This is a genomic window from Marinobacter halodurans (genome assembly GCF_004327985.1).
GTDB classification, from domain to species: Bacteria; Pseudomonadota; Gammaproteobacteria; order Pseudomonadales; family Oleiphilaceae; genus Marinobacter_A; species Marinobacter_A halodurans.
Window position 1 is genome coordinate 15,543 of record NZ_SJDL01000016.1, and the last position, 25,618, is coordinate 41,160.

Genomic DNA, 25,618 nt, shown 5'->3' on the forward strand with positions numbered 1-25,618 from the left:
GTGCGGCGACGAATGATCGTACTGGGCGTATTGACTCATATAAGGGCGTTGTACGTCACATCTATTTTGCAGGCGGCAAACAAGGCACGGAGCCGGTATGTCAGGACGTGTAGCGGAGATCGATTGCGGACAGGTCTTCGGGATCGCGGAGGTGGCCGATGTATACGCCCGGCTGTACGCCGCGATTGAAGAGAATCTCGATATCAAGCTGGATATAAGCCGTTTGGAGCGGATAGATACCGCCGCGTTGCAGCTGCTGTACGGTCTTGAGCGCGATGCCGCTGCGCATGGTGTCAGGCTGTGTTGGTCGGACCCGAGCGCGGCTTTCCTGGAGTCTGCCGGTATTTTGGGAATGCCTGGGTTCTACCGTGCTCCGCCAGTATAGAAAACGGGCCTGCCCGTCGGATACAGGCGGTTAGGAGCGGCTTTTATCGGATTAAGTAATAAGTTGATTCAGGAGTTAAGCGAGATGGCAAATATTCTGGCTGTCGACGATGCGGCTTCGATCCGTCAGATGGTTGCGTTCGCACTTAAGGGTGCCGGCCATGCGGTGACCGAGGCGGCAGACGGCAAGCAGGCGCTGGAACTTGCCAGGCAGCGTGGTTTCGACCTGGTCCTGACTGACGTCAACATGCCGGTGATGGACGGTCTCGCGTTGACCCGAGAGCTGCGCAAACTCGCCGGCTTTCGCTTTACCCCGATTCTGGTACTGACCACCGAAGCCGGGCCGGATAAAAACAGGAAGGGCGTGCCGCCGGCACCACAGGCTGGTTGGTGAAGTCGTTCAATCCAGACCAGTTGCCGGCGACGGTTAAGAAGGTGCTTCGCTGAGTGCGGCGGACGTTGCCGGGGCATTACGGTTGCTGTTGGATGATGACTCCCCCGAATCGACGGTAGCGGCCGCGGCCCCTGAAATGGCGAATTCACCCGCTACCGGTTGGGCGATCACCGATGTGTTCGACTGGGTGGAAGGGGGTTGCGAACTGAGAATCGAGCCGCTTGCCGCCCGGTCGTCACCGGAGCCCTCCATGCGGACGACCGCCGGGGTCGCCATGCAGGCCGCACCCAATGCCGGAGCGGGGGCGGCTCGCCCCTCCGCTCCGCCGGAAGCCTCCGCAGCCGGCCGGCAGATGTCGTCGATCCGGGTCGGGACCGAGAAGGTGGATTCGTTGATCACAGGAAATCAAGGGCTGGCAGCCGGTCTCCGCGATACCCGGTACGCCGCCTCACGTGTGCGGTGTCTTGAACCTGCGAGGAATTATCGTGCCGATCGTGGATTTGCGGCTGTTCTTCGGTATGCCGTTCGTGGAGTACTGCGGCACCACGGTGGTCGTGGTGCTGAAGGTCATGCACGAGGAGGGGCAGCGCATCGTCGACAACGGGGACAATATGTTGCTGCTGCTGGAAATTGACAAGATGCTCAGCCCCGAGCGGATAGGGTGAGGAGGTTCCATGGACGTTAGGGTCATCGCAGTCATGAACCAGAAAGGAGGCGTGGGTAAGACCACGACCAGCGTTAACCTGTCGCATGCGCTGGCACGGTCCGGGCAGCGTGTGGCGGTGCTGGATATGGACCCCCAGGGCCAGGCCGGCATCAGCCTGGGGTTTGACAATAAACGGGCAGGTATGGACGCCGTTCTGCTGGACAGTGCCGCTATCGATGAGGTCAAGGTCACCGCGAGAGAAAGGCTGGATCTGGTCGTGGCGGGTGATCGCCTGGCCAACTTCGAGCAGGTGAAGGAGGATGGTGTCCAGCGGGGCTACCGGCTGCTGCGCGCGATCGAGCAATCGTCGCTGGTCGATTATGACTTCGTGGTGATCGATTGCCCGCCTTCTTCGGGTCTGTTGGGAGTTAATGCCCTGTTCTCGGCGCAGGAACTGATCATCCCCGTGGCGTCGGACTACCTTTCGCTGCAGGGGCTGTCGAGGATGATGCAGATCCTCAGGCGGACCGAGGGACTGTCGGGCCGTTGCATCAAGACCTGGCTGGTATCGACCCGTGCACAACCGCGGCGAAACCTGACCCAGGAGGTGCGATCCCGCATGCTGAACTATTTCCCCGGCGGCGTCCTGGGCACGCCGATACGCGAGAACGTGGCGCTGGCCGAATGCCCGAGCTACGGGAAAACCATTCTGGATTACAAGGCGAAGAGCGCCGGCGCCCGGGATTATCTCTCGTTGGCGGCCGATATCATGGGTAGGAGAGCAGTAGAGCATGGCTGAAAAGGGTTCCATGGGAAACGATCCCCTGGCTTGGTTGGCGGACGATGACGGGACGACCGACCCCGACCCGCTACCACGCCCGGGAAGCGTCCGCGGGACACCGCCACGCGGCCAAAAAGGACGATGCGGAACTGATTGAAGAGAGTTTTGCCGCACTGGCCAGCCAGGCCGAGTCGATTGTGGCGGAGTTCTACGCCCACCTCTTCGAGCACTATCCGGAGCTGGCGCCGTTGTTCGGGAACAGCTCACCGACGGAGCAGCACAGGAAACTGTTGGCGGCCCTGAAACTGCTGGTGCGGAATCTGCGTAAGCCCGATGTTCTGCGCGATTACCTGCAAGGGCTGGGTGCCCGGCACCAGGTGTACGGTGTCGCCGGGGAAGATTACGACAAGGTGGCAGACAGCCTGCTGACGGTGCTCGGCGAACGCGCCGGCATGCTTTGGACAACCGACCTCGAGCAGGCCTGGACCGGGACACTAGTGTGTTGCTTGGATCACCTTCCACCGGTTTTGCGGGACTCTAGTCGGCGGACACAGGGACCGGCCGGGGAGGCGTGCAGTGGGCATTCAACAGGCGAAACCCACGCCACTGAAACCGGCCGGGCCGGTATCGCAGGAAAATGTCGGTGTTAGTGGCGGTTTTATTGTTATTTCAGGTTTTTCCGGATAATTTTGTCTCCACATCATGGGTTAGGAAGGACGTTAAGATGCAGTACGGACCATCCCCTTTTTCTAGCGTTGTTCGCCGTTCATCTTTTTTCCCGGTGATGGGGAGCCTGTTGATGGCGCTGTTGCTTGCCGGCTGCGGTGGTGGCGACTCGGATACGGCGTCGAGCGCCGGCGCGGCTCGCCAGGCCCCGGCCGATCAGGCCATGGATGGCACCCTGATGCTCTCTGCGCGAGGCAGCGATATAGACCTGAGTTGGTCCGTCGAGGGCGACATGACGGGGCAGAACGTTTACCGGAATACGCGGGGTTCCGCCGACGGCGCCACACTCCTGGCCGAACTGGACGCGGAGCAGCGTACCTATACCGATCAGGATGTCGGCACAGGCAGCTACTGGTACTGGATCGAGTTTGAAGGCAATGCCGGTGCGACGGCCACATCGAATGTCGTTTCCAACACCAGTTTGTCAGGTTCTTCAGACGGGCCCGTTGGATTCGGTGCCGGCACCACGGGCGGTCAAGGCGGCATCGTTGTGACCGTTACTACACCGGCTGAACTGACAGCCGCCGTTTCTGACAGCACGCCCAAAATCATTCGAATCTCCGGTGTTATTGACTACCGCAATACCGAAGGCTCGACGACGGAATTGGGGTGCACCTATTCAGACAGTTACTGCAGCGTTAACGGCAAACACGAGAAGATCCTTAACGTCGGCAGTTACTGTTCAGGCCGCACGCTGTATGACATCACCTACGACACCGCCGGCAAAACACCGCTGAACATCGGTTCCAACAAAACCCTTATTGGAGTCGGTGCCCATTCCGGTATCAAGGGGAAAGGTCTGCGAATGGCCGGTGGCGTGTCGAATATCATCATTCGCAACCTGTCCATTACCGACATCAATGACGGTACGATCTGGGCTGGGGATGCGCTGACCATCAACAATGCTTCCAACATCTGGATCGATCACAACTACATCGCCCGCATCGGACGTCAGTTCATCGTGACCGGATGGGAGACGGCCCAGAACGTCACCATCTCCGGCAATTATCTGGACGGAACCACGGACTACGGTCATTACTGTGATCAGCGCCATTACTGGACCGCACTGCTAGTCGCTGAAAACCAGAGTATTACGATGATCGGCAACCGTATATCCATGACCTCGGGCCGTTCACCCAAATTCGGCAAGCAGGATTCAGCCTCAAGCGCAGGCGTCCTCCACATGGTGAACAACTACTTTGACCAGAACTATGGCACCGGTTTTCACGGCGATGCGACCGGCACCGTACTGATGGAAGGCAACTACTATGAACCCGCCGACGGCTTTGTTCCGATCTCAGCCGACAGCACGGGTATACCGTTGTACGCACCTCTGGATCTGAGCATCAGTTCAACCACCAGTACTTGCCAGTCCCTGCTGGGCCGTGACTGTGCGGCGAACTACGACACCAATGCCCCCAGCAACTTCGTGATCAACGCCTCGGCCATGTCCGCCATTCAGGCCAACAGTTTCTGGTTGCACGCCGTGAAATCGATTCAACCAAAGAGCTACTCCGAGGTGACATCACAGCGTTTTGGCCCCCAGGCCGATATTAGTAACTGAGGCTTGGAAAACACCCGTGCCTGTCGTTGTCCCGGGTCGGCTCTGGTGCCACTTTAAAGATGTGCGCCGGTGCAAAGGCGCCATGGTTTAATGCGGATGGTTGAAGCAATGCGTTTTAATCATCCGAATTTTTCTCAATCCCCATGGTCGGGCAAGAAGGTCCTTGCGAAGCCCCCCAGTTCTTCCGAGACCCTTTCCCGAATCGCCGCACGGTCTTCCGGGGATAAATCGTATCTTGCTGCCAGGGCAACAAAATCCTCTTCATGAAGGGTGACCGTCAGACGGGGTCTGATGCGTTTCTTGCGGTAAGACAGGCCAAGTACCTTTCGCACCATGTCTGATGGGGTAAGATCCTGCATGACCGCCGCCACCCGAAAGGCTCGCTGGATATCGCTGGAAAGGTCAAAGGCCATTTGGACAGCCCTGACGGCTTTATATTCACGCGACCAGTCGGATTGCTTCTTCATCTTGACTCCGAAGGGAAAGCACCGGCTGCAGAGGCAGCCGGATAGAGGTAGAGCGATAACCGGTTATTGAGATTGCTTCAGACGTGCCAGCACGTTGTCGACAGCTTCGTTCCCGCCATCGATCCCGGCGGCCTGCAGTTTTTCGTCCAGATCTTCGCCAGTCATTTCTTTTTCCAGCTGAATCCGGGCGGATTGCCGATCTTCCTCGCGGGCCTGCCTCTCACGAATGCGTTCAAGCGTTTCCTTGGCGGTGCTGAGGGAGGATTGGTTGCTGTTGATGTTGGTATCGATTTGGGCCGTTGTCCGAAGCACCCGCTCATTGGTCTTAACGACCTGCAGCTCTCGCCGATATTCGCCCAATTGCTTTTCAGCTTGCTTAACGCGTTCTTTCAAACCGTTGATGCGCTCTCTAAGCAGACTGTGGGCTTTGGTGAGTTCTTGCTTGCGCTGCTCGTGGCCGACGATACGTTCGGCCACTTCCCGGGCCAATGCCTCCTGGCCGGCTGAGAGGGCCTTGCGGGCGTCTTCTTCCCGTCTTTCGGCGCTGGTCTGTTCCGTATCGATCTGACGTGACAGGGAGGCGGCTTCAGCCATCAGGGCGGCGAGTTCCTGTTTTGCCTGCTTGAGCTCGTGCTCACCGTCGCGCAGCTCCTGTTCCAGGATGCGGCTACCCTGGCTGTCCACAACAGCCTCGCCCACTTCGTTGACGCTTCCGCGAACGGCGGTCAGCAATTTCTTGAGTACGGCTTTCATGTCATCGTCCCCTGATCAGTCCAGAAAGTCTTCAAATGTCTGTAACAGGTCAATTGCATTGTCGGCGAGGGTGACCAACTCCTGCATCACCTCGGCTTCACTCGAGGTTGGTGTCAGCGCGCCGTAAACGACGTAGTGCTGGTCGACCTTGCCGAGAGAGCTGAGGGGCATGGGCACGCTCAGTCGCAGCATGTTCTCGTGCAGGTCGGCCAGCTGGCCACTGCGAATTTCACGCTCTTCGAAGAGGTAGACAAGGCACAGTATCTGGGTGTCGGTGATTGTGAGGTAGACAGGTGTCTCTTCGGCACCGGAAACGACAATTTGCAGCACGGGCTCTTCCCCGGCAACGGGCATGACGTTGAAAGTCCGTCCCGCATGGGAGGCTTCGCCCAGGGCAAGAATGAGGGATTGGGTGTCCACATTAAGCTCCTTTTTCCGTGGCTCGTACAACAGCGGCTCCGGCTGAAGCATGCCAAATCGCGGTTGTGACTGAATGACATAAAATGTCACAAAACTGAGTCTATACCTTAAAATTAATTTCTTGCAATAAAATATTTTGTTGCGGTATAACGTCTCCACCGTGACAGATTATGTCGTGTTTGTGGGTCGTGACCGCTTCAGGAAGGAGCGAAGCTGTCGTCGCCAGAGCCAGGGACGCCAAGAAAACATGGAAGCCTTTCTTTCAATCACTTTTTCCTTCCCGACTGCGATTTTTACCGTTCTTCTGATTGTGGCGGTCGCCTACTGGCTTATTTCGATGGTGGGGTTGCTCGATATCGATACGGTCGACGCGGATGTTGATGGTTCGGTCGACCTGGGGGGGCTGATGGTGACTCTGGGACTTCAGGGCGTCCCCCTGCCACTTGTTCTGACCGTGTTGTTTCTCGTCGGCTGGTTGTTTACCTATTTCTGTGACCTGTTCCTCGGGCCGGTCGTTGGTGATGGCTGGCCGCACATCCTGTTCGGTGTGATCGCCATTCCTATTGCCCTGGTGATCAGCCTCCTGATTACGGCCGTGATCGTCCGCCCCCTGCGCCCCTTATTCCGACGGGCCTACCAGCGGCCCCAGCAAAAGCAGCTGATTGGAACCGCTTGTGTGATCCTCGCCTTCAATTCAAGGAAAGGGCGGGGGCGTGCGGAAGTCATGCGGGATGGTGCTCACCTCATTCTACAAGTTCGGGGTGATGCTCGATTTGAGCGTCGCGAACGTGCGGTTCTGGTGGAGTACCTGCCAGAGCAAAAAGCCTACTGGGTTATCCCGGAGGTTGATTTCCAGACCGGCGATGCCGGTTAACTTGCCCAGCAACTCAGGAGAGAATCGTGGATATGGACTTGTCTTGGATCATGCCGGTGCTGGTATCCGCCGGGATACTGGTGGTCGTGCTACTGGCGATTTTGGCGCTGTTCAAGGCGTTCTATCGCAAAGTGGATCAGGGAGAGGCGCTGATCGTCAACGACCTGTCCGCCACACCGAAGGTGTACTTCACCGGTGCGATGGTCTTGCCCGTGATTCACCGGTCGGAAACCATGAAGATTTCCGTGATTACGCTGGAGCTCAACCGGACCGGTAATGAAGGACTGATCTGTAAGGATAACCTGCGGGCGGACATCACCGTGGCGTTCTACCTGAGGGTGAACGAGACGGCGGAGGATGTGCTCCGGGTTGCCAAATCGGTCGGGGTCGGGCGTGCCTCCGATCGCACGGCCGTGAACGAGCTGTTCAACGCCAAGTTCAGTGAAGCGTTGAAAACCGTCGGCAAGAAGATGGAGTTCATGCAGCTCTTCGAGGAGCGGCAGCGGTTCCGGGATGCCATCGTCGAGACCATTGGCGAGGATCTTAACGGCTATATCCTGGAAGACGTGGCCATCGATTACCTGGAGCAAACGCCGAAGAGCGCGCTGGATCCGAACAATATCCTGGATTCCGAAGGCATTCGCCGGATCACCGAAATTACGGCGATGCATAATGTGGAAACCAATCGCCTGGAGCGGGACCAGCAGCTTGAGATCCAGCGCAAGAATGTATCGGCCCGGGAAGCGTCGCTGGAACTGGAGCGCACCCAGGCGGATGCCGAGGCCCGCCAACAGCGCGAGATAGAAACCCTGAAAGCCCGTGAGGCGTCCGAGACGGAGCAGGTGCGTCAACAGGAACGTGCAAAAGCGGAAGCGGCGCGCATCAAGACCGACGAAGAAGTCGAGATTGCCGAAGAGAACAAGCGTCGCCAGACCGAAATGGCCGTTAAGGCGCGTGAGCGCGCCGTGCAGATTGAAGATGTCCGTATCCAGCAGGCGCGTGAGTTAGAGGACGTGAACCGTGAACGCGCGGTGGAAATCGAGCGTATCGGTATGGAGAAGTCGCTGGAGGAAGAGCGCAAGGAGATTGCGGTTATTACCAGCGAACGCATTGCGGTTGAACGCGGTGTGGCAGAGGAAGAAGAGAACATCAAGGATGTTCGCAACCGTTCGGAAGCTGAGCGCCTGAAAGTACAGAGCGTGATTGCCGCGGAAGCGGATGCAGAAGAAAACAAACTGAAAGAGGTCAAGGCCGCGGAAGCGGCTTACGAGCGGGCCAAGCTGGAAGCTGACGAGGTCGTGATCCGTGCCCAGTCGGATCTGGATTCGGCCGAGAAGAAAGCCGCTGCGGACGAGAAGTCGGCCCGGGGGCGTCAGGCGCTTGCCGCCGCTGACGGTCTTGCCCAGGCTCAGGTCATGGAAGCCCGTGCAACAGCACAACGCGCCGAAGGCCTGGCCCAGGCGGAGGTCAAAACGGCAACCGCCAAGGCCGACGAGGAAGCCGGCATGGCCGAGGTCCGCGTACTGGATCATCGCCTGGATACCGAAGCCCAGGGCGAAGAGAAGATGGGGCTGGCCAAGGCGCAGGCGCGCGAAGCCATGGCACGCGCCGAAGCCAATGGCCTGGTCGAGAAGCTCAAGGCCTACGACAACATGTCCGAAGACGCTCGCCATTTTGAGCAGTTCCGTATGAACCTCGAGGTCCACGAAAAGGAAACGATGGCCAACATCGAAGCCCAGCGCATCGGTATGCTGGAGAACGGCAAGGTGATGGCTGCGGCCCTGAAGGACGCCAAGTTCGAGATGATCGGTGGCGATGGCGACATCTTCGAGAAATTCGCCAAGGGCCTGGGTTATGGCAAGACCGTACAAGGGGTTCTGGACAAGTCACCGGCACTACAGGCCGCTCTGGCGGGAATTTCCGACCGTGCCCTGAACGGCAAGTCGAATTCCACCGAAAACGCCTGATCCACGCCTCGGACCCGTGTGCCGGCCTGTCTGACCGGCCGGCACCGGGCCCACTCCCTTCTTCGATTTCGTATCCAGGATGATCCATGTCGACGGACCGCAGCGAGCTTGAATCCATAGTCAGGGAAGGCACCGCCTTTGACACCATTCAGAAGCGACTGAAAGAACAGGGCCGCCAACTCCGCTTATCGGTCGAGTCCCTGAACACCACCCGGGCGGAGCTTTTTGGCAGCGCTGGTATGCAAGTGTTGGGGCGTGGGCGTATCCGGACAGAGAACAACTCGGTGGCGCGGGATGTTGTACGCATCGGGGATCGTCTGCTGTTCGGGTTCAATGTCCAGCTTGGGCTTCGCAAAGCCCTCGCGATTGGGGACGTCTTCCGCCTCTATGGTCTGAAGGACTCCGAGGACGGTTTCGAGGTGACCGAAGCGCCCATTGAGGGCAGCTTCCTGGAAGACCGTCGCTTCCAGACGGATTTCCGGGAACTACAGCAGTATTACAGCCACGCCACGCTGTCTCAGTTGGCGATCATGAACGGCATGCTGCTGATGTCTTTCCGTATTGGCGAGAAACTGAGCGATCGTCGGGTCTTTCGTTGGGAATTGGCGTCGAATGGGGAAGTCAGCCGCTATGTGGACAATCGCGGCGAGCGTGATCTGGTGTTCCCTGACCGGTTCAGCTTCCCGTGGGTGACAGCGGGGCGCGACAACCAGGTCCAGGGCCGGGCCCCGCACCTCAACATCGCGGATGCCCTGTTCATCGATAACCTGCGCGGCGACATCACCTTCAAGGTTGAAAACAACACCAACACCGGCGAAGGCATCTTCTCTGATCCGGTCGACTCCGACTCACAGTCCCTAGATGACGCGACCTTCGAGTATGCGGACCTCGGGGAGGTCATTCTGGTTCGCGTCCTGCCATTCGGCGAAGATCATTGGCGCTACTACCTGTTCAACCGCGCCACGAAACAGGTGGAGCGTAACGATGCCATGGGTGGCTCCGTCGTGACCCTGCCGGAGAACCATGGCCTTATTTTCCCGACCGGCTATTACCTGTCCAGCGGCGAGCTAAAGACGTTTGCCGTCCCCAATGTGGATCTCCGTTTCGAACGTGCGATCCGTTCGCCGAACGGCGAAGACGTTCTCTACGTGTTCTACGGGGAAGATGCGGGCGAGGTGGTGCTCTATCGCTACAACCTCATCCGAAAGGAAGCTGATGCGCCGATGATCGGGCATGGTTTTGCCCTGTTTGAAAATGGCCATCTCGCCATTTTCAACGCGGACAGCGAACCAACCCTCGTTCATCCGCTTCAGCTCTGGACGACGCCGTTCATGTCCGAGAGCTATCACGCCCAGGACGCCGTGGGTAATGACACCCTCATGGGTCGTATTGGCAACCCGGAACTGGTCAGAGGCATCGCCGAGATTAATTCCATCGTCACTCTGGTGGAAAAGTCGACGGCTTCCGAACAGCACTACACCACGCTGATCCGGACGTCCGACCGGGTACTCAATCAGTTCTACTGGATCGGAGAGCTTGGTGACGAGGTGCAGGGCAATGACCTTGCCGGTCAGTTGGCCCAGGTACGAAAGACCGCCGAGCTGATGCTGGATGAGTACGAAAAAGTCCAGAGCATTCGCAGCCAGACCGCTATGGCCGTCAGCGAAGCGGGTGAAGTCCAGGGAAAGCTGTTGCGGAGCCTCAAGCCTGACAGTTGGAAAACCCCCGACCGGTTCGTGGCTCACCTCAAGCAGGTGCGTGATCATCGCGGGGTCGTACGGACCTTGCGGGATCGTCGTTACATCGACGAATCGGCCATCGAGGCGCTGGAGCAGGAACTGGATCAGGCCGAGCAGCGACTGACGGACCGTACGTTTAACTTCCTGGCGACGCCGGCGGCGCTGGATGGGTACCGCAAGACCCTGGCGGATCTCGCCCAGTCCGTGAACGACGCCTCGTCAAGGGACGAACTGGCCAAGTGCGTCGAACAGTACCGCGAACTTACCACCGGGTTGGATATGATCCAGGGCATGCTGGCTTCCCTGTCCGGCGACAATGCGAGCCTGGAAACCCAGATTACCGAGAACATCTCGGGCATCTACGCCCGGATCAACCAGCAGCGGTCCGAGGCCGAGATTCGCCTTAAGGAGCAAGGCAGCCAGGAGGCCAAGGCGCAGTTTGCGGCCCGTATGCGGCTGTTTGAGCAGAGTCTGTCCAACGGTGTCGGGGCGCTGACAGAACCGGACGCCTGCGATGGCCTGATGACCCGGATGCTGGATCAGCTTCAGGAACTGGAAAGCCAGTTCGGTGAGTACGATGAGTTCCTGGCCGCCATCCTGGAACAGCGAGAGGCTGCCCACGAGAGCATCGAGGCGCGCCGCCAGCAGTTGCAGGACCAGCGCCAACGTCGCATTAACACGCTGAACGATGCGGCGGATCGCATACTTCGCAACATCGCGCGCCGCACTGAGCGTTTCGAAAGTCAGGAAGAACTGCACGCCTTCTTTGCCTCCGACGCCATGGTGGCCAAGGTCCGCAGCATGGCCCAGGAGCTGCGCGATATGGGCGCCAGCATGGAGGCCGATGACTGCGAGGGGCGGTTGGCGTCGGAACGGGATTCGGCGTTACGCAGTGTCCGTGATCGTGCCGACATCTACGAGGATGGCGGGCAGGTCATTCGCCTGGGGCCGCGTCACCGGTTCTCCGTGAATCACCAGGAGGTGGACCTGACTTTGGTCCCCCGCGACGACCGGGTCATGCTCCACATGACCGGTACCCAGTATTACGAGCCCATTGAGGATGCCGAGCTGGAATCCCTGAAATCGTACTGGGACATGAGCCAGCCGTCGGAGTCGGAAACCGTCTACCGGGCTGAGTACCTGGCCTTTCTGGTGATGGGCGCCCTGCAGGAAGAGACCGAGGAATCCGTCAACGTCGCCAACCGCGACGAACTGACCGACTACATCCGGCGTTTCGCGTCGCCGAGGTACCGAGAAGGCTACGAGAAAGGCATCCACGATCATGATGCGGCGCTGATTGTCAGCACCCTGTGGCCGGCCATGCAGAGCGCTGGGCTGCTTCGCTTTGGGCCGTTGCCGCGGGCGCTGGCGATGCTTTACTGGGCCCGGATTGAACCGGATCAGGGAGCAGCCCGGGTGTTGCGTTCGCGTTGCCTGTCGGCCGGCATCCTCAATCGCCTGATGAATGCGACCGAACTGATGACCACGTTGGTCGAGGAGGTTCGCCCGGCCATCGCGGCGTTCGCCGCACAGCATGACCTGCCGGCTGGCGACGTGATTCTGGACAGTGCGGCGGAATACCTGGTCGGTCAGTTGGCTGAGGAGACCGGTGACTTCGAGGTGACCCAGTACGCCAGCAGTCTGGCCAATGGGTTCGTGGAGGGCATGAAACAGAAGGGCCAGTACAGTCAGTTCGAGGAAGCGCTGGCCGTGGTGGCCGATCAGCCAGGCGCACGCTGGCGTATCACGTCGCACTGGTTGACGGCCTGGGCCAAACAGTCCGGTGATGCCGCTGCACGGCATTACCTGCCGGAAGCCATCGCCATGCTCAATGCCGGCTCACGACTGTCGTTCAGGGCCCGCAATGTTGAACTGGCGTTCTCGGTGGACGGGCTGTTGGGCCAGCATCCGCGGATTCAGGATCGTACCCTTTCGTTACAGCTCGATGAAGTGGACCAGCGCCTACGTCACCATCGCGATGCGGTCATCCCCGGCTGGAGCCGCCTGCAGGAAGTTCGTCAGGACGTGCTGTCTCGCTGGCGGGACCGCCTCCGTCTGGAGGAGTTCAAGCCGCGTCCGTTGTCCTCGTTTGTGCGTAACAAGCTGATCAGCGAAAGCTACCTGCCGTTGATCGGGGACAACTTGGCCAAGCAGATGGGCACGGTGGGCGAGGATCGCCGCACCGACCTGATGGGCCTGCTGATGATGATCTCCCCGCCGGGCTACGGTAAGACCACTCTGATGGAATACGTCGCCAGCCGGCTGGGCCTGATCTTCATGAAGATCAACTGCCCGAGCCTGGGCCATGACGTTATCTCTCTGGACCCGGAAAAGGCTCCGCATTCCACCGCGGAAGCCGAGCTGATCAAGCTAAATTTGGCGCTGGAGATGGGCAACAACGTCATGCTGTACCTGGACGATATCCAGCACACCCATCCGGAATTCCTGCAGAAGTTCATTTCCCTGTGCGACGGCAGCCGGCGCATCGAAGGGGTTTGGCGCGGTCGCACGAAAACCTACGATATGCGCGGCAAGCGGTTTTGCGTGGTGATGGCGGGCAACCCCTACACCGAAAGCGGCGATGTGTTCCAGGTGCCGGACATGCTGGCCAATCGGGCGGATATATATAACCTCGGTGATGTGCTGAGCGGCATGGAAGATGTCTTTGCGCTGTCGTACATCGAGAACAGCCTCAGCTCGAATAAGGTTCTGGCGCCGCTGGCTACGCGGGGAATGGACGATTTTTACCGGTTTGCTGATCTCGCTGCCGGACGTGAAGTGCCCAGTTCTGAATTCGAGCACGATTATAGCAGCGCCGAGCGCGAGGAAATCGTCGCCCTGTTGCAGAAGATGTTCCGGGTACGCGAGGTTGTCCTCAGGGTGAACCAGGCCTACATCGCCTCCAGTGCGCAGGCTGAAGCCTACCGCACGGAACCGCCGTTCCGGCTGCAGGGCAGTTACCGGAACATGAACAAGCTGGCGGAGAAGTTGTCGCCCGTCATGACGGATGACGAACTTGAAGCGCTGATCGACGATCATTATCTGGGCGAAGCGCAGTTGCTGACCCAGGGAGCGGAAGAAAACCTTCTTAAACTGAAACAGTTGCGGGGCGTCGCCAGCGACGATGAGCAAGAGCGCTGGCGGGCGATCTGCGAAGAATTCCAGCGCCGCCAGATGGCCGGTGGTGACGAGGAGACGGGCGCCAAGGTCGTGCGCCAGTTGGGGCTGATTGTTGAAACGCTGGCGAAGCTGCGGGACTCGATTCCCGGCCCGGAAGGGCAGTCGGATGCCATCAGGGGCATCCTATCGGCTCAGCAGGCCGATTTTGGCCGGTTTGCAGAGACGCTTCGGGACGGCCTGAGGGAGATTCACGTCGAGCCCGCAGTCACCGTCAATGTATCCAGTCCGGCGGGGCTGGGCGACGCCCTGAAGGCGTTCGCCGATATTTTCGAGCAGTCGGTCATACCGCTGGTGAAAGTCATGGACGGCAAGTTGGATCTGGACCTGAAAACCCAGAATGAAATGAGTCGCGTTTTGCGAACGGTTGAAGCGCTTCAGGCGCAGATTGAGGCACGTTCGGAGTAAATCTGCCCAAAGGAATCGGGGCAGGTGGCAGATTATCGACAAGGAGTGTTTGTGAGCACATTGGAAGCGTTTCTCGAGAGTCGGGAGAAAGACGGCGTCTGGGCATTCAATCGCCGCTGGCGGGATTGCCCGTTCTACGGGATCTACCTGCGGCGGGAAGAGGGAACCGAGATTCCTTCGTTGATATCGGACGATGACTTTCAGATGATGACTGCCGGGCCCGACCGACAGGAGGTCGAGGATTCGATCAAGGAATGGCAGCCGCCCGAAGGTACGCGGATCGTGATCAAGGAAAAGCCTTTTCATGCCTGGTGCCGGGATTGCCTCCATAACGGAGTCCTACTGAACTGGCTGGGGGAGGGAGCAGTGATGAACCAGACCATCCTCCACCTGATGGGTTACACAGCGGTCCGTGATGGCGCTGATGGTCGGCCCTTCCTGACCGAATGCACCCCCCTGAAAACGGACGAGGATACGTCGCGGTTCAAGGCCCAGAAATGGCTCCAGGCAGGTATCGACCCCGATCTAAAAAAGCGAGACGAGTCCGTGGATGAAAGCCTCGTCTATGACTCCACCAAAGACACTCTCTTCACGAATGCCAACCTGGAGCAACGGTGCCGGGAAACGCTCTCGACCGTGGAGCAGGCTCTCTACGACGAATGGTCCGAAATGCCGGTCGATTTCGCCGAACTCTTGGGGGTGGACCCGAAAACCGTCAGAAGAGATGTGAGCGATGTCGAAACCGAGTTGAACTTCCAGTTGGGTGAGCATGAGCCGATTGCCCCAGAAGGTACACCGGAATCCATCGACAAGCTGCTGAAACTTGAGAAAGCCATCGCCGAAAAAGTTCTGGGGCAAGAGGCAGGCTTAAGATTGGAGGTCGAGCCTTACGATCCTCCAGAGAGTATCGACAAAGAACACCCAGATATTGACAAGCCTCAATCCGGGCCGGAGTCTTCCGACGGTGCGACCGGTTTGGGTGCTCAGGTCGCAGAGGGGGAGCCTATAGCATTCAGTAACGTGAATGTGGTGTTCGGCAACTACCCGCAGTATGCATTGAATACCTCCGGGGTTTTGGTTCAGGACAGCGATTTAAAGGCCGCGGCGCTTCCCGTGCAGCCCGGCAATCATCCTTTCCCACCAGGCTTCTATCAGACATTGGCGAGACATCTCGCATGTGTACTGCACTGGTATGGTGTCGTGCAGGCGGAAGCGCTGTCGTTCAGTAACGTTGAAGACACCATGAGGGGCCTGTTCCCGAGTCGGGTTCTCAATCTGGATAAAACATACATTCCGGATTACGAGGACAACAACTACCCCCGCTACGGGCGTTGGCGACTGACGTCCGGGGAGGTGCCCCTGTTGTTATTGGGCGAAGAGGATGGCCACCACATCTGCTTGTTCATGTTGGAAGTCGAGGTACCGGCCGATGATATTCCCGCCACCTTCCCCGATAGGCACGAAATCATTGATCAGGGGCGAGCCAGGTTTCTTGATTTCCTGGATTTTATAGCCATTCCCAAGAACCTCGTCGATTACCCCGACGAATGGTTGCGGAAAAGTGGCCCCAGTAACGACAAGTTCGTCTACGAAATGAAGCGTGAGTTGCAAATCGTTTTCCTGGCTCGGTCACCCAAAGGGCAGCGTGAATTCAGTATTCAGGTTGCCCAAAGGGCAATGAGCGGGATTGAAGCCGAGTATCGGGACAACGATACCAGCAACGCCAGCGAGGGGGACGGTGCCGCGGCCGCTTTCATCTTTTTCTTGTTCATTGCCATTGGATTGGCGTTCTGGTTCGGCTAGTGGCAGCGCTGAACTTGATGCCCGCGACAATGCCGCAGAAGAGGTTTGCTTTGAGTAGCAAAGGAATACTGGCTGTCCTGCTGACTTTTGCGAACGGTGTCGTTCAAGCAGATTCCTGATTCGTTGATTGCCAAGGTCAGATGGGACGCATTGACATAGAATCGTCGGATACGGCGATCCTCTCGGTCAGCAGTAACCAGTTTCACATTGAATCGCGCGTCGTCAGAGGCGTGGCATTGTCGCGAGCGCGTAAGCCTGCAGCGCCATGCAGGACTCGGCGTCGTTGATCTCTCCGTTGGCGAGCGAGATCAGCAACTGATCCAGCGTCACCGTGCGATGGATCGATACGTCCTCATCCGGCTCCAACGCCTGGTCTTCAGTCTGCTCACATCCGTAGGCGAAGACCACGCGTCCGCGTGTTGCTGTGAGGGCTGGTAAGGCGTAGGCCTCGTAACGCGTTTCCTCGATATCGCTTGCCGTCATGCCCAGCTCTTCCCGGAAAACATCCTCGTTTACCATGCCGTACCGGTGCCGATTTCGAATCTCACTGACAATGGACAGGACAGGAATCTCGAAGAGGATGGTGTACAGCCAGGGACCTTCTGCCCGAATCAACAGTTCACCGTTATCGACACGGACCGTGACATAGCGGCGTGGGTCAAACCGAAACTGACGGAGGAATTCGATGTACGCCTCCTTCAGGAACGGGATTCTGGACAGGTACCTCAATTGATCTTCGGTAAACGCCACACCTTCAAGGTTGTTGATGGCCTCGCGAATCTCGCCGGCGAATTCGGCGAGATTTTCGTCGGTCCGGCACCGGAACTCGTAGCGCACCAGGACCGCGGCGTATTTCTCGAAAACCACCTGCTGCATGTGCAGTTTGTAGGCATCGGTATCCATGGCGCTGGTAATCAACTGCGGCCGGAAAAGCGCTTTGCTGACGGTGGTGTTCATGGCACTCCCTTAAATAGTCAAATCATTTGACTTATAAGGCAGGATTCTCTTTTTATTTGTCAATTCTTTTGACATAAAATGAGAGGTGATACCCTCAGGCCTCCACTTTCAAAGGCGATAAATATGATCGTGACGCTCGATTTTGTATGCCTGCGGCTGAATCGGGAGACCCGGGCACCGGAGGTGATGCTCCAGAAACGTCAGAAATCCCCGGAATTAGGTCGCGATGCGCTCGTCGGCGGTTGGGTCTGGGAAAGGCCGGAGAAAGAGGGCGGGCCATGTGACGTGACTCTGGACGACGCCGTTGCCCGAATCCTGTCACAGAAGGTTGGTCTCCAGCCCAGTTATCTGGAGCGGGTGAAGCCGGAGGGCGGCCTGAACCGGGATCCTAGCCTGGGCTGGTCCGTGACGCTGCCCCATTTGTGTCTGTTCAATCGAGCGGATAACGAAGCCCTGCAAACCCGGCCGGGGATTCGGTGGGTGAGCGCTGAGAGTATCTTGTCGGGCGAGTTTCCGCTTCCGTACGATCACGGTAAGTTGGTGGCGAGCGCCTACGAGGTCTTTCTGAACAAGATTAAGTACTCGTCGCTGTTGCTCTATTTGCTCCCGGAGCAGGTGGCTATTGCAGAAATCGTGGAAGCCTATGCGGTATTGGGCATCCGGGTGTCCAAGCAGACGGTATTCAGTCGCTGGGTGAACGCAGGATTGCTGATCGAGACGGGCGAGCGAAGGGAATCCGGCAGCCGTGGTCGGGCGCCGATGCTGTATCGGCTGACGGAGCGATCACTGTCCTATTTCGATAGCGAAATAGGGAAGAGCTACAAAACGCGCACTTGATACGGGAGCAGGTTGGCGTAAGGGGGGCTGAGCTCTTGCCGCTTGCAGATGATTTCCGTTTTTTGATGAGGACTGTATCATGGTCCTCGCAGTCATCCTGCAGGACGCAGGGCGTGGAAGTCATGGAAAGGATGCAATGTTATTACCTCCCGAAGTCCGCTTTAAGGAATTACCCCTTGGAGCGATTGAAGACTTGTCTTACGACGTTTTACGTAAAAAACCACGGCAACCGTGACGCCCGTAAATTTGCCGGAACGCGCTTTTGAAGTGACTCATAGCTGATTTACCCGTTCGTTATCCGGTGGCTTTCCAAGGTGGAATGCCATAGCAGCAATAACCCAATATCACCACAAGGACCGTGAAATGCCCACCCCGCTGTACCAGCGCTTGCTGCCATTCCTGTGCAGCCTTGCCCTGCTATTCCCCGCGTCTGAACTCCACGCCGAAAAACCACAACTCACCCTGGCCCAGGTCTACGAAAAGGGCGATGCCCTCAAAGGCTACTGGGTCAGCGAAAAACTCGACGGCGTGCGGGCCTACTGGGACGGTGAGCACCTGATTTCGCGCCAGGGTCATGCGTTTCATCCGCCGGTGTGGTTTACCCGGGATTTTCCGGAGGTGCCGCTGGACGGTGAGTTGTGGATGGGGCGCGGGACCTTCTCCGAACTGTCCGGGGTGGTGCGCAAGCTGGAACCGGTGGACAGCGAGTGGCGGCAGGTGCATTACGAGATCTTTGATCTGCCCGGGAGTCATCGCCCGTTCTCGGAGCGGGTGGCGCGGATGCGATCGCTGCTCAAGCCTTCGCCATCCCCCTACCTCGCTATGATCGAACAGACGCCGGCAACCACGAGGGAAGCGTTGATGGCGCGTCTGGATGAAGTCGTCGATGAGGGCGGTGAAGGGCTGATGCTGCATCGGGGCGGCGCCCTGTATGAAGCCGGCCGCTCGGACGATTTGCTGAAGGTGAAGCGGTATCAGGATGCCGAGGCCACGGTGGTGGGCTATTCGCCGGGGAAGGGGAAGTACGAGGGCATGCTGGGCGCGCTGGTGGTGGAGCGTTCCGATGGCCGTCGGTTCAAGCTGGGTAGCGGGTTCAGTGATGAACAGCGTGCGGATCCTCCGGCGATGGGGGCGACGGTGACCTACAAATATTACGGGCTGACCTCCACCGGGTTGCCGCGGTTCGCCAGTTTTATGCGGGTTCGGGATGAGGAGCCGGTGGCGGAATAGGAAACGGGGCCCGATGCGGTTCGCTGGGTTCACCGGCATCCTGCGTTTTGCTTTATTTGAGCCCTTCCAGGGTCTTAAGCCATTGCTGGCCGCGATTGGAGGCCAGGCCGTCCGCCCAGCGGGTGGTTTCCGGCAGGCGGTAGCGGGTGATGCAGGCCATGACGTGGTCGATGGCGGTGGGCAGGCTGATGCGGTGGCCGGGCGAGATGAAGAGCGGTTTCACCCCTGAGCGGGTGCGCAGGACCGCGCCGATGGTCTCGTCGCCGTCCTTCAAGGGCGTCCATTCGCCTTTGCCTTCCGGCACTGGGCCGTGGGTGCCGGTGAGGCGGCTTTTGCCGACGCCGATGCTGGGCAGGCCGGTCAGCAATCCGATGTGCGTGGCAATGCCGAGTCGGCGGGGGTGGGCGATGCCCTGGCCGTCGCAGAGTAGCAGGTCGGGCAGGGTCTCAAGCTGTTTCAACGCTTCGAGGATGACCGGGCATTCCCGGAAGGACAGCAGGCCCGGCACGTAGGGAAACCGGGTTGGTAGCCGGGCCAGTGTGTAGTCGATCGGCGTCAGGTCGTTCAGGTTCAGGACAACGACGGCCGCCCGCGTTGTCTGGCCATTGTCCTCGAACCCGGCATCGACGCCCGCCACGGTCCTGACGTCGGGCAGGTCATCCTCGGTGCGGACCTGGGCCCGCAATGATTGTTGCAGGGCAATCGCGTCCTTGGGCGTAAGATCAGCCCACTCGGTGCTGAGGTCCGGCAGCATGACCACTCCTTGACGATTCGTTAATGGCACGTTGATCGAAAATCCGACAGAGTATCAACCTCTTGTCTGGCTTCGATCGTATCGGAGCCAGTAAACCCGATCAGTAATCAAAGGAGTGTGCCGCGATGGCGGATGCCGGCGCAATCAGAAAGACCGGCCAACGGTTTGTTTTGATCCTGCTGGCCCTGATTGCCCTGGACTCACTGGCTTGGGCCGATAGCGGAGATGCGTGCAATCGCAGGGTCACGCCAGGTGAAGATCTACAGGTGGCCCTGGACGGTCTGCCGGATAACGGGAGCCATCAAACGGTCTGTCTCGATGCCGGCACGTTTCACCTGCAGGACATGGTCACCCTGGAACGCAGCAACCTGACGCTGCAAGGGGCCGGCCCCGACAAGACGATCCTGCAAATGGCCTCCAGGGTCTCCAGCCCTGTCCTGGTCCTGGGCGATGCCTATCATCAGGAGCCCCGGCACCCGATCAACCAGGTGACGGTGGAAGGCATGGGTGTTCACGGCGGGGGCCACAGCGATAGCGAATTCCGGCCAGATCTGCCGTACCTGAGCAACAGTGGCCTGATTGTCCGCCGCGGCGAGCAGATCACGCTGCGCAACCTGGAGCTGAGTGACTGCCGCAGCGCCTGCCTGCTCACGGAGTACCACAGCCAAAACGTGCTGATGGAGAACAATCACGTCAGCGGTGCCGAATGGGACGGTATCTCCCTGAACCGGGCCGGGCCGACGCGGATTATCGGCAACACCATCGAGAACAACACGGCGGCGGGAATTACCGTGGAATTCATGGAAGGCAGTGAAATCCGGAACAACGTGATTGCCGGCAACGGCTCCCATGGCCTCTATCTGGCGGATGCCGAGCACAACCGGTTCGAGAACAATGTGATCCGCAACAACGCTGGGGCGGGTGTTTTCCTGACCTGCTCCGTTCGGGACCGTGACCCGGTCCTGTGCTGGGACAACAGTTTCAGTCGGGACAACACCTTTGTGGATAACCGGTTCGAGCACAACCGCTTCGGCTATCAGGTGGCTGTGGACAAGGCGGCGAACTGCCAGGACTTTCCGTCGCCGCCGAATGTCTCCCGGGGGGATATATTCGTGGCCAGCCCCAACCATGAACCGGCCTGGGAGCAGTATGGGCGTTGCCTCGCCTACGACGGCAGTAAATCGGTGGAAACGGTCAGTCGAACGGAGGCCGGAGCCCGTTAGCGTAGAAGCTCCGGCCAGTGCCTGTTTAGTGGGATATGATCCGGGGTAATGTCTTGGCCTGCTGGATCCAGTCTTCCAACTGGCTCAGCCCGGGTAACTGGCGCACCAGCTTGCGTTCGTCGTTGACCTCAACCATTTTCGCGCGAAGACTGTCCGCCTTGCGTTGGGCGAGCTCCGGTACGGTGTCGACGCCGGCGTATTCGAGAAGATCGGCATATTGGGTGCTGATGCCGTTGATCCGGGCCAGGTCCGCCCGGTTCACCCACCCCAGGATCAGCTTCTCGCTGATGCCGGTCTGGTGGGCGGTGGTGCGGCGTCCCTTGGGATCGCTGCAGGCCTTCAGCAGGTCGGCCAGGGTATGGATATCGACCCGTTCCAGCTTGCTGGCGTAGGTGTCGCCAATCCCTTCAATGTCGGACAGTTTGCTCATCGTGTCGCTCCCCTAGCAGTCGCCGGACTGTGCGGACAGTCCGCAAACCGGCCGCACCGGGCGGGGCTTCGCGCCGGGCCGTAAACCGGGCAGCCGGGTGACCTTGAGACCAGTGGTTCGATCTGGCCTAATGCCGCTCCTTCAATTTAGTCGACGGCGGCCAAAGTGAAAAGTCATCGCAGCCGTAACGGGACGGTAACTGGCCCTTTGCCGGAAGCCAGTGCTAGTCTGCTTTGCAATCCGAAAAAAACTCCGCACCGCCAGGGAATTGCGATGCCATCCGAAGTCAGTCCGACTGCTGTACCCACCGCCGGAAGTCGGCGCGCCCTCTGGTCCTGGGCCTTCTACGATTGGGCCAACAGTGCCTTCTTCACCATCATCCTCACCTTCGTGTTTGCCCGTTATTTCAGCCAGTCCGTGGTGCAGGACGACGTGGCCGGCACCGAGGCCTGGGGCAATATCGTGGGGGTGTCCGGCCTGTTCATCGCGGTCCTGGCGCCGATTCTCGGGGCCATTGCCGACCAGTCCGGTCGCCTCAAGCCCTGGCTGGTGACGTTTACCCTGCTGTGCGTGTTCGCCAGTGGCATGCTCTGGTTCATCACGCCGGGCGCCGACCAGTTCTGGCCGGCGGCGATCTGGGTGGGCCTGGGGATCCTTGGCGCCGAATTCGCCTTTATCTTCTACAACGCCATGCTGCCGGAGCTGGCCACGCCGGATCACGTGGGGCGCTGGTCCGGTTGGGGCTGGGGACTGGGCTATGTGGGTGGCGTGCTGAGCCTGGTGGTGGCCCTGTATGCCTTCATTGAGCCGGAGGGCGCCTGGCTGGGGCTGGATGTGGCGCAGGCGGAACACGTGCGGGCCACTTTCGTGCTGGTGGCGGTGTGGTACCTGGTGTTCTCACTGCCCATCTTCTTCCTGACGCCGGACCGACCGCCCACCGGGATGCCCGCCGGACGGGCCGTTCGCGCCGGTCTCGCCCAGATTGCCGAGTCCATCCGTCACGTGCGCCAGTACCGGCATATCCTGCGGTTCCTGATTGCACGCATGATCTACACCGACGGTCTGGCCACGGTGTTCACGTTTGGTGGCGTCTATGCCGCGGGGACGTTCGGGATGGAGCAGACCCAGGTGCTGCAGTTCGCCATTGCCCTGAACATCACCGCCGGGCTGGGGGCGGTGGGCTTTGCCTGGGTGGACGACGCCATTGGCGGTCGGAACACGGTGCTGCTGTCGCTGGTGGGGCTGGGCGCCAGTGCGCTGGCGATCCTGGTGGTGGACTCGGTAGCGGGCTTCTGGGCCTGGGGCATGATCCTGGGGATCTTTGTCGGCCCGCTGCAGTCGGCCAGCCGCTCCTACCTGGCCCGGGTGGCGCCGGAGCACCTGCAGACGGAGATGTTTGGTCTGTTTGCCTTCTCCGGCAAGGCCACGGCGTTTGCCGGTCCGTTGCTGGTGGGCTCGGTCACGGCGCTGACCGGCAGCCAGCGCTGGGGCATGGCCACGATCCTGGCTTTCCTGCTGATCGGCTTCCTGTTGATGCTGACCGTCCCCTCGGCCGAACGCGTGAAGGCAGCGGCGACGGCTTGATACCCGTTGCCGGAGGGTTCAGTCTGGCGATATGCATGACTCCGGAGGGCCTATGACTCACACCGCCATTCCGGATGCCCGGGCCGTCCACGAGGCCGAAGCCCGCATCCGGCCCTACCTGTCCGAAACACCCCTGCTTCAGGTGCCCGACCTGGACGCCGTGATGGGAGCGCCGCTCCACCTCAAACTGGAAAGCCTGCAGCGCACCGGCAGCTTCAAGGCCCGCGGCGCGCTCAACTGGGTGCTGACGGCCGAGCCGGAAGAGTTGCACCAGGGGCTGGTGACGGTCTCTGCCGGCAATCATGCCCTGGCACTGGCCTGGGCGGCGGCGATGCGGGAGGTCCCGCTGACCGTGGTGATGCCCGCAGGCTCCAGCCCCCTGAAAGTCCGCGGTACTGAAGCGCTGGGGGCAAAGGTGATCGTCCAGGGCACGATCCAGGAAGCGGTGGCTCATTGCCATCGCCTGCGTGATGAATCCGGGCTGACGCTGGTGCACCCCTACGACGATCCACGGGTCATGGCCGGTCAGGGTACCGTCGGCCTGGAACTGCTGCGCCAGGGGCCGGATATCGGTCGTGTGCTGTGTCCCATAGGCGGCGGCGGTCTGATTTCCGGGCTGGGTCTGGCGTTGAAGGCGGCGCGGCCGGGGATCGAACTGATCGGTGTGGAACCGGCCGGGGCGCCGACCATGCGGCATGCCTGGGATTGCCAGGATGCCGCCGCGGCACTGGATCGGGTGGACACCTGGGCGGCGAGCCTGGCGCCGGCGGCGGTGGGTGAGAACACTTACGCCGCGAGTCGGAAGGTGGTGGACGACATCCTGACCGTCAGTGAGGCATCCATTCGTCAGGCGACGCGGCACCTGCTGTCCAGCGGCCATCTGCTGGTGGAGCCGGGGGCGGCCGTCGGCCTGGCGGCATTGATCGAGCATCGCTTCCCGGCTGCAACGGGCGATACCGTGCTGGTGCTGACCGGTGCCAACCTGGACCTGGATCAGGTCGATCGCTGTCTGACCGACTGATTACTGGTGTCGCGCCATCCTCAGGAAGCGGTGATGGATCCGCCGGACCCCCAGGAAAACGCCGCCCAGGACCACCGGAATCGCGATCCCCAGCACCAGCGATTTGTTAAACGCCCAGCCGTTGTCGTGGGCGGCGTCCAGGCCCAGTTTCAGCAGGCCGATCAGGTAGTAGCTGATGGCCACCACCGACAGTCCTTCCACCGTGTGCTGCATCATCAGTTGGATTTTCGAGCGTCGGTCCATGGAGCTCAACAGCTCCCGGTTCTGGTTCTGGATCGCCAACTCCACCCGGGTACGCATCATTTCTGACGCCCGGTCGACGCGGCGGGACAGGTCTTCCAGTCGTTCGCCCACGGACTGGCAGGTCTCCACGGCCGGGGTCAGGCGCCGGGTCATGAACTCGGTGAGGGTCAGGTGACCGCTCAACTCGTCCTCCCGCAGGGCTGCGAGGCGGGATAGGACCAGCTGGTGATAGGCGCGTGTCGCCGTGAAACGGAAAGTGGAGCGGGCGCGGAAGGCCTCGATGCGGGCGGCGATGTCGGTCAGCCGGGCCAGGATGGCCGGTTCGTCGACATCTGCGTTATCGGCCAGCGCCTGGGTGATGTCCGCCAGGGTCTGGTCCATGTCCGCCAGTCGGGGTGAGATGTCACGGGCCAGGGGCAGTGCCAGGAGCGCCATCAGGCGATAGGTTTCGATTTCCATCACCCGCTGGGTCAGCCGTCCCAGTTGGCTGTCGGACATGTGGTGGTTGAGGATCATGAAGCGGCCAAAGCCGTCGCTGTGCAGCCGGAACGTGCCCCAGATCCGCGCCGCCCCCTCCTGCGGGCTGCTGCCCACCAGGCGCAGGTCCTCGAACCAGGGGCGCACTCGCGCCAGATCCACGTCCGGGCCGCCGGCGACCTGCTGCACATCCAGGTGGAACGCCGCAACCACGGTCCCCTGCAACTGTTCCAGCCAGCCCTTGGGCAGGTGGGTGATGCCGGTCGACGTAAACGGATCGGCGTCGGGATCGGCTTGGCTGGTGAACGTATAGGAGGCGAACTCCAGGTGCATCTCCCGGCGGATACGCAGGGTGCCGAAATCCTTCTCATAGCAGCCCACTTCGTGGACCGGCGCCTCGAATCCCAGCAGCCGGTGCAGGTGCTGCAGGTGGCGGAACTGCTCGCGCCGCCGGCCCGGTGTGGTCAGCAACGCGATATGGGTGACCCGCGCCGGGCTGCTCAGGACCTGGAACGGCCGTGAGTGCAGCTCGTTATAGAGCTCATCGCGCAGTGGGTGCAGGTCGAGCCGGCCGAGTGACGGGTGCAAGACAATGTTCCTCAATGGGTTTTACAGCGGTCCTGTCAGAACCATAGGCCAAAGCGATGGCGGCGGGAAGGAGACGATGGGCGTACGCTGGTGCGCATAAAGGTGTGTCGGAAAAATTCACACATCTTGTTCAGGTTGAGGATGTTCCGTTGATTTTTTCAGGTAAAAGTG

At 59.9% G+C, this 25,618-nt stretch carries 23 protein-coding genes; 15 read left to right on the forward strand and 8 right to left on the reverse strand.

Annotated features, from left to right (window positions below; all coding sequences use genetic code 11):
• The first annotated feature begins 97 nt into the window (after positions 1 to 97).
• Together EZI54_RS11445 and EZI54_RS11450 are read left to right on the forward strand one after the other, a co-directional pair.
• Positions 98 to 385, forward strand: a complete 288-nt coding sequence (locus EZI54_RS11445; RefSeq protein WP_131482023.1) for an STAS domain-containing protein — start codon at positions 98 to 100, stop codon at positions 383 to 385.
• Positions 386 to 469: 84 nt separating this feature from the next.
• Positions 470 to 778 carry a response regulator gene (locus EZI54_RS11450; RefSeq protein ID WP_242674432.1) on the forward strand — a complete coding sequence of 103 codons (309 nt, stop codon included), beginning with the start codon at positions 470 to 472 and terminating at the stop codon, positions 776 to 778.
• Between the two features lie 33 nt (positions 779 to 811).
• Here the strand turns inward: EZI54_RS11450 and EZI54_RS11455 are convergent, their stop codons facing one another.
• Positions 812 to 1,177, reverse strand: coding sequence for a hypothetical protein (locus tag EZI54_RS11455; protein WP_131482024.1), 366 nt, complete (start codon positions 1,175 to 1,177; stop codon positions 812 to 814).
• A gap of 53 nt (positions 1,178 to 1,230) precedes the next feature.
• Between EZI54_RS11455 and EZI54_RS11460 the strand changes: the two genes are divergently transcribed.
• From EZI54_RS11460 to EZI54_RS11475, 4 genes are all read left to right on the forward strand, one after another.
• Positions 1,231 to 1,443 carry a chemotaxis protein CheW gene (locus tag EZI54_RS11460; protein WP_242674433.1) on the forward strand — a complete coding sequence of 71 codons (213 nt, stop codon included), beginning with the start codon at positions 1,231 to 1,233 and terminating at the stop codon, positions 1,441 to 1,443.
• A 9-nt stretch (positions 1,444 to 1,452) separates the two neighbouring features.
• Positions 1,453 to 2,223, forward strand: coding sequence for a ParA family protein (locus EZI54_RS11465; protein ID WP_131482026.1), 771 nt, complete (start codon positions 1,453 to 1,455; stop codon positions 2,221 to 2,223).
• Positions 2,224 to 2,267: 44 nt separating this feature from the next.
• Positions 2,268 to 2,855: a globin domain-containing protein gene (locus EZI54_RS11470; protein WP_131482027.1), complete on the forward strand. Its 588-nt coding sequence runs from the start codon at positions 2,268 to 2,270 to the stop codon at positions 2,853 to 2,855.
• Positions 2,856 to 2,929: 74 nt separating this feature from the next.
• Entirely contained in the window at positions 2,930 to 4,495 is a 1,566-nt protein-coding gene (locus tag EZI54_RS11475; RefSeq protein ID WP_165495735.1) for a pectate lyase family protein, read from the forward strand.
• A gap of 134 nt (positions 4,496 to 4,629) precedes the next feature.
• On the opposite strand, the gene EZI54_RS11480 is transcribed toward EZI54_RS11475, so the two are convergent.
• The 3 genes from EZI54_RS11480 to EZI54_RS11490 form a co-directional block, all read right to left on the reverse strand.
• Positions 4,630 to 4,962 carry a hypothetical protein gene (locus EZI54_RS11480; protein WP_131482029.1) on the reverse strand — a complete coding sequence of 111 codons (333 nt, stop codon included), beginning with the start codon at positions 4,960 to 4,962 and terminating at the stop codon, positions 4,630 to 4,632.
• A 63-nt stretch (positions 4,963 to 5,025) separates the two neighbouring features.
• Positions 5,026 to 5,715 carry a PspA/IM30 family protein gene (locus EZI54_RS11485; RefSeq protein ID WP_131482030.1) on the reverse strand — a complete coding sequence of 230 codons (690 nt, stop codon included), beginning with the start codon at positions 5,713 to 5,715 and terminating at the stop codon, positions 5,026 to 5,028.
• Positions 5,716 to 5,730: 15 nt separating this feature from the next.
• On the reverse strand, positions 5,731 to 6,135 hold the full coding sequence (locus EZI54_RS11490; RefSeq protein WP_131482031.1) for a YjfI family protein: 405 nt from the start codon (positions 6,133 to 6,135) through the stop codon (positions 5,731 to 5,733).
• A 247-nt stretch (positions 6,136 to 6,382) separates the two neighbouring features.
• On the opposite strand from EZI54_RS11490, the gene EZI54_RS11495 reads away from it, so the two are divergent.
• The 4 genes from EZI54_RS11495 (at position 6,383) to EZI54_RS11510 (ending at position 16,103) form a co-directional block, all read left to right on the forward strand.
• Entirely contained in the window at positions 6,383 to 7,009 is a 627-nt protein-coding gene (locus EZI54_RS11495; RefSeq protein WP_131482032.1) for an OB-fold-containig protein, read from the forward strand.
• Positions 7,010 to 7,041: 32 nt separating this feature from the next.
• Positions 7,042 to 8,976, forward strand: a complete 1,935-nt coding sequence (locus tag EZI54_RS11500; RefSeq protein WP_131482033.1) for a flotillin family protein — start codon at positions 7,042 to 7,044, stop codon at positions 8,974 to 8,976.
• Between the two features lie 86 nt (positions 8,977 to 9,062).
• Positions 9,063 to 14,300 carry a DNA repair ATPase gene (locus EZI54_RS11505; RefSeq protein ID WP_131482034.1) on the forward strand — a complete coding sequence of 1,746 codons (5,238 nt, stop codon included), beginning with the start codon at positions 9,063 to 9,065 and terminating at the stop codon, positions 14,298 to 14,300.
• A gap of 51 nt (positions 14,301 to 14,351) precedes the next feature.
• Positions 14,352 to 16,103, forward strand: coding sequence for a hypothetical protein (locus EZI54_RS11510; protein WP_131482035.1), 1,752 nt, complete (start codon positions 14,352 to 14,354; stop codon positions 16,101 to 16,103).
• A gap of 222 nt (positions 16,104 to 16,325) precedes the next feature.
• Here EZI54_RS11510 and EZI54_RS24425 read toward each other — a convergent pair whose 3' ends face one another.
• Positions 16,326 to 17,060 carry a beta/alpha barrel domain-containing protein gene (locus EZI54_RS24425; protein ID WP_165495736.1) on the reverse strand — a complete coding sequence of 245 codons (735 nt, stop codon included), beginning with the start codon at positions 17,058 to 17,060 and terminating at the stop codon, positions 16,326 to 16,328.
• 123 nt (positions 17,061 to 17,183) lie between these two features.
• Between EZI54_RS24425 and EZI54_RS11520 the strand changes: the two genes are divergently transcribed.
• On the forward strand, positions 17,184 to 17,897 hold the full coding sequence (locus EZI54_RS11520; protein WP_131482036.1) for an NUDIX hydrolase: 714 nt from the start codon (positions 17,184 to 17,186) through the stop codon (positions 17,895 to 17,897).
• A gap of 363 nt (positions 17,898 to 18,260) precedes the next feature.
• On the forward strand, positions 18,261 to 19,127 hold the full coding sequence (locus EZI54_RS11525; RefSeq protein WP_131482037.1) for a DNA ligase: 867 nt from the start codon (positions 18,261 to 18,263) through the stop codon (positions 19,125 to 19,127).
• Between the two features lie 52 nt (positions 19,128 to 19,179).
• On the opposite strand, the gene nfi is transcribed toward EZI54_RS11525, so the two are convergent.
• A complete protein-coding gene (gene nfi, locus EZI54_RS11530; protein ID WP_423226999.1) occupies positions 19,180 to 19,878 on the reverse strand; it encodes a deoxyribonuclease V in 699 nt (232 codons plus the stop codon).
• Between the two features lie 128 nt (positions 19,879 to 20,006).
• Between nfi and EZI54_RS11535 the strand changes: the two genes are divergently transcribed.
• On the forward strand, positions 20,007 to 21,104 hold the full coding sequence (locus EZI54_RS11535) for a right-handed parallel beta-helix repeat-containing protein (RefSeq protein WP_131482039.1): 1,098 nt from the start codon (positions 20,007 to 20,009) through the stop codon (positions 21,102 to 21,104).
• Positions 21,105 to 21,129: 25 nt separating this feature from the next.
• Here EZI54_RS11535 and EZI54_RS11540 read toward each other — a convergent pair whose 3' ends face one another.
• Positions 21,130 to 21,534: a DUF4332 domain-containing protein gene (locus tag EZI54_RS11540; protein WP_131482040.1), complete on the reverse strand. Its 405-nt coding sequence runs from the start codon at positions 21,532 to 21,534 to the stop codon at positions 21,130 to 21,132.
• 273 nt (positions 21,535 to 21,807) lie between these two features.
• Here EZI54_RS11540 and EZI54_RS11545 point away from each other — a divergent pair, with 273 nt between their 5' ends.
• A complete protein-coding gene (locus EZI54_RS11545; protein ID WP_131482041.1) occupies positions 21,808 to 23,118 on the forward strand; it encodes an MFS transporter in 1,311 nt (436 codons plus the stop codon).
• A 52-nt stretch (positions 23,119 to 23,170) separates the two neighbouring features.
• A complete protein-coding gene (locus tag EZI54_RS11550) occupies positions 23,171 to 24,139 on the forward strand; it encodes a threonine/serine dehydratase family protein (RefSeq protein ID WP_131482042.1) in 969 nt (322 codons plus the stop codon).
• Here EZI54_RS11550 and EZI54_RS11555 read toward each other — a convergent pair whose 3' ends face one another.
• Entirely contained in the window at positions 24,140 to 25,447 is a 1,308-nt protein-coding gene (locus EZI54_RS11555; RefSeq protein ID WP_131482043.1) for a DUF3422 family protein, read from the reverse strand.
• Positions 25,448 to 25,618 lie beyond the last annotated feature (171 nt).